Below are 12,923 nucleotides of genomic sequence, written 5' to 3' on the forward strand. Positions count from 1 at the left end.
CAAAGACATAAAACTATTTTTTATTCGACTGTTACCGATTTTGCCAAATTACGAGGTTGATCAACGTCTGTTCCCAATAAAACAGCTGTGTGATAAGCGATTAACTGAATAGGTAAAGTATAAATAATAGGTGCAATAAATTCTGGAATCTCTGGTAAAATAATAGTCGACGAAGAACTAAAACGTGTAGCCTCCATTCCTCTTTTATCCGTTATCAAAATAATACGGCCATTGCGAGCTGCCACTTCTTGCATATTAGAAAAAGTCTTTTCAAACCATTTATCATAAGGTGCAATAACAATAACTGGTATTGTTTTATCAACCAATGCAATCGGTCCATGCTTCAATTCACCCGCTGCATAACCTTCAGCGTGAATATAAGAAAGCTCTTTTAGTTTGAGCGCTCCCTCCAAAGCAATCGGATAAGAAGTACCACGCCCAAGATAGAGAACACCTTTTGCATTCACTAAATCACGACAAATGTGCTCAATTGTATTATCAAGTTTTAAAACCTCATTTAAAATTCGTGGTATCTCTGCTAACTGTTGAACTAAACGCTGTTCTACCGTTTCTAAAAGGCGTCCACGTTGCTTAGCTGCACACAAAGCCATTGAAGCAAGTGTTGATAATTGACAGATAAAAGCTTTTGTTGAAGCAACACCAATTTCTGGACCAGCTAATGTTGGTAAAACAAAATCAGCTTCCCTTGCCATTGTTGATTGCTCAACATTTACAACTGTCGCTGTTTTTACACCGCAATCCCTACAGTAACGTAAAGATGCTAATGTATCTGCTGTTTCACCGGATTGAGAAACAAATACCGACAATGCATCAGTTGTCATAGGTGGTTCCCGATAACGAAATTCAGAAGCCACATCATTATCAACACTTAAAGCAGCAAGACTTTCAAACCAATAACGTGCAACTAAGGTTGAATAATAAGCAGTTCCACAGCTTGCAAATAATAATCGGTTAACATTTTTCCAATCAATTGAATTTTCAAGTGGGCGAACTTTAAAATTTCCAAGATCAAGATAACGCGCTAAATTATGAGAAATAACATCAGGTTGTTCAAATATTTCTTTGCGCATAAAATGACGATGACTACCTTTGGAAACAAACAAAGTGCTATCACACAACGTTGTAATGGGGCGTTTTTTCTGCTGATCGTCTGCATTATAAATTGTTACCCCTTTACGTGTAAGAACAGCCAAATCCCCATCTTCCATATAGCTTATACGATTTGTAAATGAAGCTAAAGCAATTGCATCTGATCCTACAAAAAATTCATCCTTACCATAGCCAATCGCTAAAGGGGGGCCAGAACGGACAGCAATTATCAGATTATCTTCACCTTCAAAAATAAGAGCAATCGCAAAAGCACCCTTTAATTTTTTCCAACTTGTGTATGTTGCTTCCTTCGGAGAAAGACCACCTTTTAACGCACGAGTAATTAAATGAGCAATAACTTCTGTATCAGTTTCCGTTTCAAAGATATAACCATCTTCGACGAGTTCTTTTCGCAATTCTACAAAATTTTCAATAATACCATTGTGCACAATTGCAAGCCGATCAGTCATATGGGGATGAGCATTGCGTTCTACGGGGACGCCATGTGTAGCCCAACGTGTATGGCCAATTCCTAAATTACCTTTTAAAGGTGTGTTTTTTAGTTTTTCTTCTAAATGAGTCAGCTTACCTTCGGCTCGAATACGATGAAGACGCCCATTAAATACTGTTGCTAAACCAGATGAATCATAACCTCTGTATTCAAGACGTCTCAAACCATCAACCAGATAGGATGCAACAGGTTTATTTCCAACAATTCCGATAATTCCGCACATTAGAAAGCTCCAATCTACATCCTTAAGTTTATAACAGTCCCATAAACAATTAGACTAACCCCATTCAAAATTTTAAGCACCATATGAAATAGAATATGCTATGATCATAAAAAAGGATAAATTTTTATTATAATTGCTTAAGCCACCATAAAACAAAAAAAAGAAATTGAAATATTTACTTTTTTCGTTTGTTTATTGATAAACGGGTACGCAATTTTGTTGCACGATTTTCTTTTATTACCTGCCGTGCACGCCCTAAAGCCAAACTGTTTATAGGAACATCTTCAGTGATAACACTTCCTGAAGCGATATAGGAATCTTTTCCGATAATCAATGGAGCAACAAGTGCTGAATTAGATCCAATAAAAACATTGTCATCAATCATAGTTTTATATTTATGAAAGCCATCATAATTACACGTAATCGTACCAGCTCCAATATTAGTATGTGAACCAATTTCTGCATCACCAATATAACTCAAATGGTTAATTTTAGCAGCTTCCCCTACCTTTGCTTGTTTAATCTCACAAAAATTTCCAACCTTAACTGATCGTGCTAACTCTGTCCCAGGGCGTAAACGTGCATAAGGACCAATTTGCGTATCTGCACCAACAAAAGCCCCCTCTAAATAACTAAATGCGCGAATAACTGCACCAGATTGTACCTTAACCCCTGATCCAAAATAAACATTTGGCTCAATCAGAACACCTGGTTCAATTTCTGTATCATAAGAAAAATAAACACTTTCTGGCTTCAATATTGTCACACCAGATAACATGAAATCACGTGCCTTACGTTTCTGCCATAAAGTATCAACTTCAGAAAGTTCAAAACAGTTATTAACTCCTATAACATTATCAAAAGGTACTTCAATGACTCGAACATCTAGCCCTTCACGTGATGCAATAGAAACAATATCTGTTAAATAATATTCTTGCTGCGCATTATTATTATTAATTTTCTCCAAGAGAGAAAGCGCATGCTTTCCATTAATAGCCATTATTCCGCCATTACAAAAAGAATTCTTTTTCTCTTCATCACTTGCATCTTTTTCTTCTACAATAGCTATAAATTTACCATTTTTTTCAATAAGGCGGCCATATCCCGTTGGATCAGGAGCATAAAAACCAGCCACAACAACATCTGCTCCCATAGCAAGAGGAGCGCGAATCCGTGTCAATGAAGTATGTTCGATCAAAGGAGTATCGCCAAAGATAATCAAAACATCATCTATTCCTTTTTGTAAAGCTAGTCGAGCAGATAAAACAGCGTGAGCAGTTCCTAAACGCTCCTCTTGTTCAAAAATCATGACATCCTTTACACATGATTGAACAACTTTAGTAACATCTTTTCCACCAGCGCCCACGACAACTGCTAATTGTGAAAAACCTGCCAATTCTACTTGTTTCACCACATGGCATATAAGTGGTAACCCTGCCACCTTATGAAGTACCTTGGGGAGAAACGACTTCATACGCGTTCCCTCCCCTGCCGCAAGAACAATAGAAAGACAACTTCTAACCATAAAACACACAAAAATTAATGAAAAAAGCTAAACCAACGAGAAATATCATGCCAACTGATAGCCTCGACATTGCTTAGTAAAGGATAATTTTCCAAAAGCCAAAATGAAAAGTTCTGAATATAGCCCGTTAAAAATAAAATACCTGTAATAACCAAAAAAATACCAATAATTTTTTCAACTTTTCCTAAATGAACACGAAAAGCTCCCAAAAACTTCATGAAACTGCTTGAAAATAAAGCTGCCAATACAAAAGGCACTGCGAGACCTAACGAATAAAATCCTAAAAGAATAGCTCCCTCACCTACAGTTTCTTTTGTTCCTGCAAGCGTTATAATAGGCCCTAAAATTGGGCCAATACATGGCGTCCAACCAAATGCGAAAGCTAAACCTATAACATAAGCCCCCAAAGGCCCAGTAGGAATTTTACGCGTCTGAAAACGTGCCTCCCGAGATAATAAATTAATTTTAAAAACATGCAAAAAATTTAAACCAAAAATGATGATAATAATTCCAGCAGCAATAGCAAACCAATCACGATAATAACCAATAAATTTGCCAATTGTACTTGCACTTGCCCCCAAAGCAACAAAAACAGTTGTAAACCCAAGTACAAAAGCAAAAACAGAAGATAAAAGTGCCAAGCGTACAGATGTGTTTCCATTTTCCTTTTCTGAACGAAAATCGTCAACACTAATACCAGCCATATAGCATAAATAAGGAGGAACTAACGGCAAAACACACGGTGATAAAAAAGATAACGCACCGGCACAAAACACACTCAATATTGAAAATTCTAAAACCAAAATTTTATACCTATTCTCAATTACAGTTTATATTCACAAATGATAATCAATTCATCGTTTCATCAAATTTCTGTATATTTTGTATATCTGCTATAACATTTACATCTTCATCTCGACCAGAAACTACTGAAAAAACTTTTTGATAAATTTGATCTTTATTTTTAGCAATTGCAATATAATCACCTTCAGCCAATACAAGCGAAACATAAGCCCCTACCGTTTCATAAACAATATCACCAGACTCATTAGTAATCGACCAACTTGTATCTGCCAACGCCTCTCCTCCTTCTTGACGGACCAACTTTAATACAATCTGAGCTGCTTGATGTTGAAAGGTTACCTCAATAATTTTGCCCGCATCTACTTGGATATCCGAACGTGTTATAGCATTAACCAAACCATAATGAGAAACAACATGGTAATGACCTGTTTTTAAACGTACAATCGATTGAGGTTTCACATTCGACAAAATCACACCTGTATCATCATTTTCCTCTGCATCTTTATAGATAGTAAAATGTAATTCCTTTTCGTTAACCGTGCCATTAAGAAGTGTACTGTTAAAAACAATACCACCAGCATTAAGATTAAAATTTTTGACGAACTCTTGTCCATTTTTTAAATTTATCTGATCTACCATACTTGCATGACCAAATGAAACATGCACAAGATAACTGCCCTCTTCTAAATCAAAATGTGCAGTGCCACCTTCAAAAGTCGCGATCAATGGTAATTTATTATCAATTCCCAAGATAGGGGTATAAACACGCCATACTAATCCTTTTGTAATATTCTCGCTGTTACGAGTTAATCGAGCATTAAGTGTCAGTTTAGCCTGAGAATGCTCCTGTTCATGATTTTCAGAATGTGTAATGGAAGTTATTGGTTGCTCTTGTTGATAGTTTTGAAGCTCTTTTTCTTCAGAAAATGCACTATCATTCCAAATCAACAAAACAGGTATTATAGCTAACCGTAAAGTCTGACGTAATATTTTTGTAAATATGCTCATCTCTACATTGTTGACCAAAGCAACAATCTTTTCAAGAAGCAATGTCAGAGAATCATTATTCTAAATTGAAAAACTAACACCACAACCACATGATGAGGCAGCATTGGGATTATGTATTTGAAAAGATTGCTCCATGAGATTGTCAACAAAATCAATTTCTGCCCCTTTCATGAAAGGAAGAGAGAGTGAATCAATTAATATAACCGCTCCATCTTTTTTTATAACGAGATCATCTTCTCTACTTTCAGAAACTAAATCATATTTATATGAAAAACCCGAACACCCACCACCTTCAACAGAAATTCGTAACGCTATTTTATCGGGCTTACTCGAAAGTATCTGTGCAATCCGTTTAGCAGCAAAATCTGATATTTTTACACTCATTTTTACACACCCTTGCATTAAACTGTTGAGAAAGCGTATCCTAAACAGATAAAAGCTTGTTAATAATAAATTGATTTTACATTTAAGATGAGAATGGATAACTTGCAATGGATAATAATACCAATTTCAATTACCAATCTCGGGCAATATATAGCACAAATCCACAAAGAAGCCGTGGTAGATTATTTAATGAAGCTATAAGTACCATACGTACACCTTTTCAACGAGATAGGGACCGTATTATTCACTCTAATGCATTTCGACGTCTTAAACATAAAACCCAAGTGTTTATTGCCGACGAAAGTGATCATTATCGTACTCGCCTTACCCATTCGATCGAAGTTTCCCAAATTGCGCGTACATTAGCTCGTGCATTATATCTTGATGAAGATCTTGCCGAAGCCATCGCTCTTGTGCACGACTTTGGGCATACGCCTTTTGGGCATGCAGGGGAAGATGCTCTTAATGAAGTAATGGCACCTTATGGCGGTTTTGATCATAACGCACAAGCATTACGTATTATTACAAAGCTTGAACATCGTTACGCAAACTTCGATGGATTAAATCTCACCTGGGAAACACTTGAAGGACTTGTGAAACATAATGGACCTCTTTTAGGCCCTCATTCTTCCAATAAAAATGTCCCTATTGATATTTTGCAATATAATGCACAACAAGATCTTGAACTTGACTGTTTTGCTGGATTAGAAGCGCAATGTGCTGCTATTGCCGATGACATTGCTTACAATGCCCATGATATTGATGATGGTTTACGCGCACATTTTTTAACAATTAATCAATTCGAAAATATTTCGTTAACCGCTTCATTATTACACAATATTGAACAAGAATACCCACAGCTTGACCAAACTCGGCGTGGCTACGAACTGGTACGCAGACAAATAACAGTCATGGTTGAAGATGTTATTGAACAATCACAAAAAAACTTAACACTCATAAAACCTGAAAGTGTAAACGACATTCACCAGGCAGGACAAACTATTGTTACCTTTTCTCCCGCAATGGCCATTCAAGAAAAACAATTAAAGGATTTTTTATTTCAAAATCTTTACTATCATGACCAAGTCCTCACGCGTCGAAATGCAGCAAAACAGGTTATACAAAAATTATTTGATTGTTATTATAAAAATCCAGAACTCATGCCTGAAAACTGGTGCAATAAAATAGCTCACTTAACAAATCAGGAATTGGCACGTCTCATTGCTGACTTTTTATCAGGTATGACCGACCACTACGCATTGCGTGAATACCGCCGACTATTTGACCATACAGATGATTTCGTTTAATTAATTTCGAATACAATATGGAATTAGAATATGAATATCTTTAAAAGTTTCGAAAAAAAAATTAAAGAATTAATTGAATTATCTGATATAAAAGAAAAAAATAGAGAAACTTTAGATTTATCAAAAGTTACTATTGACCCCCCACGAGATCCTTCGCACGGTCATTTATCAACCAATGCAGCTATGGTGCTTGCAAAATTTGTTGGGCTTAATCCACGCATACTCGCAGAAAAAATTATAGAACTTCTAAAAAATGATCAGTCTATTGAATGCATTAATGTTGCTGGTCCCGGATTTATTAATATCAAACTGACAAAATCATTTTGGCAAGACGTATTAAAATCAATGATTGAAGCAGGTATAGCCTATGGTCGCAGCCAAATAGGACAAGGTAAACGAGTCAATGTTGAGTATGTCTCTGCAAATCCAACAGGTCCAATGCACGTCGGACATTGCAGAGGTGCTGTTATTGGAGATGTTCTTTCTAATTTGCTTCAATTTGTTGGCTATAATGTCACTAAAGAATATTACATTAATGATGCTGGTGGACAAGTTGAAGTACTAGCGCATTCTGTTTTGTTGCGCTACCGCCAAGCACTTGGGCAAACAATCAATGAAATTCCAGAAGGGTTGTATCCTGGTGAGTATCTGATACCATTAGGGCAATCACTTGCTCAAGAATTTGGTGACCAATTACTTACTATAGATAAATCTGAAGCTTTATCTATAATAAAAGAGCGTGCAATTGACGCAATGATGACTATGATTCGCGATGATTTATCTGCCTTGAATATTCAGCATGACGTTTTTTTTTCCGAACGAATGCTTTATGCTGATAATGCGCAAGCCATTCGCAGTGCAATCAATGACCTCACTTTAAATGGTTATATTTATAAAGGTACACTCTCTCCACCAAAGGGGAAAATCTTAGAAGATTGGGAACCACATGAGCAAACCTTGTTTCGTTCAACTGATGTTGGTGATGATCAAGACCGTGTTTTAATTAAATCTGATGGTTCTTATACTTATTTTGCCGCTGACATTGCTTATTTTCGTGATAAATTTAATCGCCATTTTGACGAGATGATTTATATTCTAGGTGCAGATCACGCTGGATACGTGAAACGATTAGAAGCAGTAGCAAAAGCAATTTCTGGAGATAAAGCCAAACTGGCTGTTTTCTTATGCCAATTAGTAAAACTCTTTCGTAATGGTCAACCTGTACGTATGTCTAAAAGAGAGGGATCGTTTGTTACCCTGCGCGATGTTGTAGAAGAAGTTGGTTGTGATCCAGTGCGTTTTATGATGCTTTATCGTAAATGTGAAGCACCTCTTGATTTTGACTTCACAAAAGTGACAGAACAATCAAAAGATAATCCTATTTTTTATGTGCAATATGCAAGTGCACGTTGTCACTCAGTTTTTCGTCAAGCACAAGAAAGCCTGCATATTGACAACATTTCAAGCAATATAATGATTCCTTATCTTAACAAGTTGATAGACGATAGCGAAATATCGTTAATACGTAAACTTGCTGAATATCCACGTATTATTGAACAAGCTGTAATTCATAAAGAGCCACATCGACTAGCGTTTTATCTTTATGATCTTGCTTCAAACTTTCACGGACATTGGAATAAAGGTAATGATAATCCTGATTTACGCTTTACAAAACTTGAAGATAAAGAATTATCCTTGGCTAGATTAGGTTTGATCCAAGCTGTCATTAATATTTTATCATCAGGACTTCAAATTGTAGGAATAAAAGCATCAACAGAAATGCGTTGAAAAAATCCTATAAAACTATAAAATGGATTTTTATTAAAAATGTTTTTTGTATACTTCTTTTATAAAAATGCATTGTTTTGATTGAAAGAAAAGATTTTATAATTCCAAATATAATAAATCTAAATTAACAAATTTATTGCATTTAAACGCAGATCATTATGTGAGAAAACTTATGAGCGATAATAATCGCAAAAATTTGCAGGAAGAAAAACAAAATCATAAACAGCCTGATTCTGTGGAAGAGTTTACGCAGATTTTCAATTCAAACACACAAAATAGAAATCAAAATTCTCATCATACTCACTCTTCGTTAGAACCTGATTATTCTATACCTCAAACTCCATTCCAAAATGATGATTTTGACCTTCCTTTTTTAGAGGATAATTTTGAAAATAATTCAGTGGGTGAATTGCCATTTAACACTCAAAGTGAGCAATGGAATTTACAATCAAATGTTAACAATCCAACTTCAATGGATACAGCTGCCCCTGCTCGCAATCACTTAGAAAAAAATAGCTCTTTTTCTGAAGGAGTGCATTCTTATTCTCCCCATAATGATGAAGAACAAATCTTAGAAGCACTTTCTCCATTACCCATTCAGAAGAATGAAAGCCTACAAGATAAAACGGCACCAACTAATATTGATCCTTTTTTTGAAATAGATGATTTTAACACAAATCTAGAAAATTTTTTTCTTGATGAGATAGACAAACAAAATAAAAATACAGTTACTAAAAAAGCATATGAAGAAACTGAAGCTTTTTTACAAACAAATGCGCAACATCCCGCAACTAACAATACACAATCAAACTATGATGACAAGCAAAGCGCTTATCACACACCTTTAAATTCTCCTTATGAGATGCGGGCTAATCAACAGAATTTGGGTAATAATTATTATGATGATGGATTCTTAAAACAAGAAGACAAAACTGCAAAAATTGCAGAATATAAAGATGCGCAAACCCAATATTCCCAAAACAATATAAATACTACTGAAGATATTTCTCATCAAAACAACACGAGTGAAATTTGGAATAATCAAAATAATTTAAGTGACACACAAGCCTCGTTAGAACCTCTTAATGCCACACAAACAGAAAGTTTTTTTGTAGATGAGCATTTTCACAATGACAATCCTCCTCCAGAGGTTGATACTTATAAATTTGCAGATGAAATTGTAGAAAAAACTGAACCTATTATAGCTTCAAAAATTCTCTATGAAGCCCTCAAACATGATGTAGCTGCTGATGGTCTTCAAAAAGAATTCTCTGAAGTATTCAATGTAGGAAATGTCTCTTCAGAAGATTTTTTACAGCAGCAACAAAATGACTTTTTCAACGAAATTTTTTATCATACTAAGCAAAATCCAGAAGAAAGTTCATCCATAAATATCTCGCAACAGAGTGCTAACTATTCTTCTGTTGAAAACAAAGAACAACCTTTTGCCCCTCTTGCCAACAGTTCGCAACATAAATCTGCAGACGAAGTGCCCACCCATGTATTGGCAACTGCATATTCGAGAAATTCTATCAGAAAAAGTTTTATTAGAGGTGTTATTCTTTGTGCTCTGATTGCAATTAGTATTTTTAGTTATTTTCGCTTTTTTATATTATCAAATGAAAATGAAAACCCACTCATTATCCATGCTGACAACACACCTTTTAAAGTCAAGCCAGAAAAAACAGAAACTAAAAATAATGTTACTCATGATTTAAATATTTACAATCAAAACAACGGTAAAGACGAAACACAAAAAAGCGCACAACAGCCTCTTGTTGACAGTTCTGAAACACCTGAAAATTTAACAGTGTTAAATGAGAAGGCACTTGAAAATGAGGAAGCTCCTGAAAATACCTCTTCTGCTTTTTCTCATGATGAACCTAATATTGAAGATGCAATTACAAAAGCTCTCGACCGTACTGTACCAACACGAGAAGTTCAAACTGTTATTGTAAAAGCAGATGGTACAATGGTACTTACTCCAGCGCATCAGACAAATGAAAAACGAGCAGATCAGTCTACAGAACCCACTAATCAATCTGAAGCAATTAATCAATCTGCTGATCAACCTCAAGATGACTCTGTAGATTCCGTGCAATCATCCAATATCAATAATAATCAAGTAGAAGATAGCACCGCAACAAATATTGATACAATTATTGCGGAAAGTGCTTCTATCCCTGATGATGAAAATTTCTTCACTCCTAATGAAAATCCTTCTATTCCTAATACTGAAAAGAAAACTAAAGATTTATTCATACCAGTGCCTTTATCTGTAAAACCTAATTTAACTGCACAAACACACAGTAGTGATCGTTCAAATCTATCGGCACAAGTAACAACACAAAACTCAGAAAACTACTATGTACAACTTGCATCGCATCCAACGTATGAATTAGCTGAAAATTCTTTGAGAAAATTAAAATCTAAATTTAGATATCTTATTGGTGAGCGTCCTTTCAATATTCAATCTACTTCTATACCAGAAAAAGGGACCTATTATCGTGTCCGTATTCAAACTCAAAATCGTAATGAAGCTATAAATCTCTGCGAAAATATCAAAATCTCTGGTGGAAATTGCTTTGTCACACGCTAAATAAATATAGTAACAGCTAAAAAACTGTTGCTATGTTTTACTTATTTTTTGTTTAATTCAACTCTATATATAGCATTACCTTATAAAAACGCGTTCTTGTGATTTTGTAAAAAATTCAAAAGTAAAAACAAGCAAATAATAAACACAAAAATAGCCAAAAGTTTTTATTAAGTAAAATACGTGTTTTTATTTCCCCTAATTTTAAATCATTTAAATGATGTGCATACATATAGTTATTCAGATTCTCATTTCAGGAGAACAATAAATATCTACAAAAGTTTTTTACTCTCTCGAAAAAATCTTAAAGTAAGACTCTGACAATACAGTCAAAATATTTAAGCATAATCTCACATCTGCAATAAAAACATTGACACTAAGAAATTGCTAATCATAATGTTGTAATTGAAATGTCTTGTTATCTTCTCAGTAAAAATATATAAAAATAAAACATAATCTCAGAAGGTTTCATTTATGACTTCTTTTACATCATCTCTCCCATTTAAAATAGAAAAGCATCCGTCACCTTTATCAAACGAAAAACGAGAAGAAATTCTAAAAAATCCTGGTTTTGGTCAATTTTTTACAGATCATATGGGGGTTATTCAATGGAATGAAGAAAAAGGTTGGCACAATGCCACTATTTCTCAGTACAAATCTCTAGAGATTAATCCTGCCAGTACCGTTTTGCACTATGCTCAAGGAATTTTTGAAGGCTTGAAAGCATACCGTGCAAAAGATGGACGTATTTTATTATTTCGTCCTGATGCTAACGCGCAACGTTTTGCAGAATCTGCCAAACGATTAGCTATGCCTGAACTACCAAAAGATATCTTTTTAGATGCTATTAATCAATTGGTGAAAATTGATCAAAAATGGGTTTCTGATCGTCCAAATGCTAGCCTCTATTTACGCCCATTCATGTTTGGTAATGAAAGCTTCTTAAAAGTCCGTCCTTCCCGAGAATATATTTTTTGCATTATAGCATCTCCAGTGGAGTCATATTTCACAGGAGAAAAAACCGTTAGTGTATGGCTTGAAACAGAATATAGCCGTGCTGGTCCAGGTGGTACGGGAGCTGCTAAATGTAGTGGAAATTATGCAGCAGGCTTACTTGCACAAAATAACGCAATTAAAAATAAGTGTAGTCAAGTGCTGTTCCTTGATATGGTTGAACATAAATGGATTGAAGAGCTTGGTGGTATGAATATTTGCTTTATTATGGCAAATAATACTCTTGTAACACCTGCATTAAATGGCACCATTCTTTCAGGAATAACACGTGATTCAATTTTGAAGTTAGCGCAACAAATGAATCTAACAATAGAAGAGCGTCCTTATTCTTTTGAATCTCTAAAAGAAGACGCACAAAATGGTAAACTTAAAGAAGTTTTTGCCTGTGGTACTGCCGCTGTTATCACATCAATTGGACGATTTAAATATAAAGGGGGAGAATTTGCCATTGGGGATGAAACAATTGGTGAGATTACAGCAAAACTGCATGCACAACTAATTGGCATTCAAAAAGGAAATATAGAAGATAAAAATGGCTGGGTGCACCCTGTTCAACTCACTTAAAAACTCATAAAAACTAAAGAATATCTTTAAAATTCATTCTTAAATTTTATAAGAATTTAGCTTCTAAAAAGCTTCTTTTTTTTAAAAAC

Annotated in this window: 9 protein-coding genes; 4 read left to right on the plus strand and 5 right to left on the minus strand. The window is 34.9% G+C overall.

What is annotated here, in order from left to right:
• Positions 1–20: 20 nt before the first annotated feature.
• The 5 genes from glmS to J7R05_RS03635 form a co-directional block, all read right to left on the minus strand.
• The gene (glmS, locus tag J7R05_RS03615; protein WP_208541239.1) at positions 21–1,844 is read right to left on the minus strand and encodes a glutamine--fructose-6-phosphate transaminase (isomerizing); all 1,824 of its coding nucleotides are present in this window, start codon (positions 1,842–1,844) and stop codon (positions 21–23) included.
• A 175-nt stretch (positions 1,845–2,019) separates the two neighbouring features.
• Positions 2,020–3,369, minus strand: a complete 1,350-nt coding sequence (glmU, locus tag J7R05_RS03620) for a bifunctional UDP-N-acetylglucosamine diphosphorylase/glucosamine-1-phosphate N-acetyltransferase GlmU (protein WP_208541240.1) — start codon at positions 3,367–3,369, stop codon at positions 2,020–2,022.
• 14 nt (positions 3,370–3,383) lie between these two features.
• Positions 3,384–4,172 (minus strand): cytochrome c biogenesis CcdA family protein, encoded by a 789-nt coding sequence (locus tag J7R05_RS03625; RefSeq protein ID WP_208541241.1) that lies wholly within the window; start codon positions 4,170–4,172, stop codon positions 3,384–3,386.
• 46 nt (positions 4,173–4,218) lie between these two features.
• Entirely contained in the window at positions 4,219–5,223 is a 1,005-nt protein-coding gene (locus tag J7R05_RS03630) for a carboxypeptidase regulatory-like domain-containing protein (RefSeq protein WP_208541242.1), read from the minus strand.
• Positions 5,224–5,241: 18 nt separating this feature from the next.
• On the minus strand, positions 5,242–5,565 hold the full coding sequence (locus tag J7R05_RS03635) for a HesB/IscA family protein (RefSeq protein ID WP_010703836.1): 324 nt from the start codon (positions 5,563–5,565) through the stop codon (positions 5,242–5,244).
• A gap of 107 nt (positions 5,566–5,672) precedes the next feature.
• Here J7R05_RS03635 and J7R05_RS03640 point away from each other — a divergent pair, with 107 nt between their 5' ends.
• The 4 genes from J7R05_RS03640 to J7R05_RS03655 all read left to right on the plus strand — a co-directional run bounded on the left by J7R05_RS03640 (position 5,673) and on the right by J7R05_RS03655 (position 12,834).
• The gene (locus J7R05_RS03640; protein ID WP_208541243.1) at positions 5,673–6,872 is read left to right on the plus strand and encodes a deoxyguanosinetriphosphate triphosphohydrolase; all 1,200 of its coding nucleotides are present in this window, start codon (positions 5,673–5,675) and stop codon (positions 6,870–6,872) included.
• A 30-nt stretch (positions 6,873–6,902) separates the two neighbouring features.
• Positions 6,903–8,660, plus strand: a complete 1,758-nt coding sequence (argS, locus tag J7R05_RS03645; protein WP_208541244.1) for an arginine--tRNA ligase — start codon at positions 6,903–6,905, stop codon at positions 8,658–8,660.
• Positions 8,661–8,832: 172 nt separating this feature from the next.
• Complete coding sequence (locus J7R05_RS03650; RefSeq protein ID WP_208541245.1) at positions 8,833–11,259, plus strand: SPOR domain-containing protein; 2,427 nt, start codon at positions 8,833–8,835, stop codon at positions 11,257–11,259.
• A 471-nt stretch (positions 11,260–11,730) separates the two neighbouring features.
• Entirely contained in the window at positions 11,731–12,834 is a 1,104-nt protein-coding gene (locus tag J7R05_RS03655) for a branched-chain amino acid aminotransferase (protein WP_208541246.1), read from the plus strand.
• The last annotated feature ends 89 nt before the right edge of the window (positions 12,835–12,923 follow it).

Source organism: Bartonella capreoli (genome assembly GCF_902813205.1).
GTDB lineage: Bacteria > Pseudomonadota > Alphaproteobacteria > Rhizobiales > Rhizobiaceae > Bartonella > Bartonella schoenbuchensis.

Excerpts from the sequence above, each read along its gene's own strand:
- glmS (WP_208541239.1), bottom strand. The coding sequence starts at position 1,844 with ATGTGCGGAATTATCGGAATTGTTGGAAATAAACCTGTTGCATCCTAT.
- glmU (WP_208541240.1), bottom strand. The coding sequence starts at position 3,369 with ATGGTTAGAAGTTGTCTTTCTATTGTTCTTGCGGCAGGGGAGGGAACG.
- J7R05_RS03635 (WP_010703836.1), bottom strand. The coding sequence starts at position 5,565 with ATGAGTGTAAAAATATCAGATTTTGCTGCTAAACGGATTGCACAGATA.
- J7R05_RS03640 (WP_208541243.1), top strand. The coding sequence starts at position 5,673 with ATGGATAATAATACCAATTTCAATTACCAATCTCGGGCAATATATAGC.
- argS (WP_208541244.1), top strand. The coding sequence starts at position 6,903 with ATGAATATCTTTAAAAGTTTCGAAAAAAAAATTAAAGAATTAATTGAA.
- J7R05_RS03650 (WP_208541245.1), top strand. The coding sequence starts at position 8,833 with ATGAGCGATAATAATCGCAAAAATTTGCAGGAAGAAAAACAAAATCAT.
- J7R05_RS03655 (WP_208541246.1), top strand. The coding sequence starts at position 11,731 with ATGACTTCTTTTACATCATCTCTCCCATTTAAAATAGAAAAGCATCCG.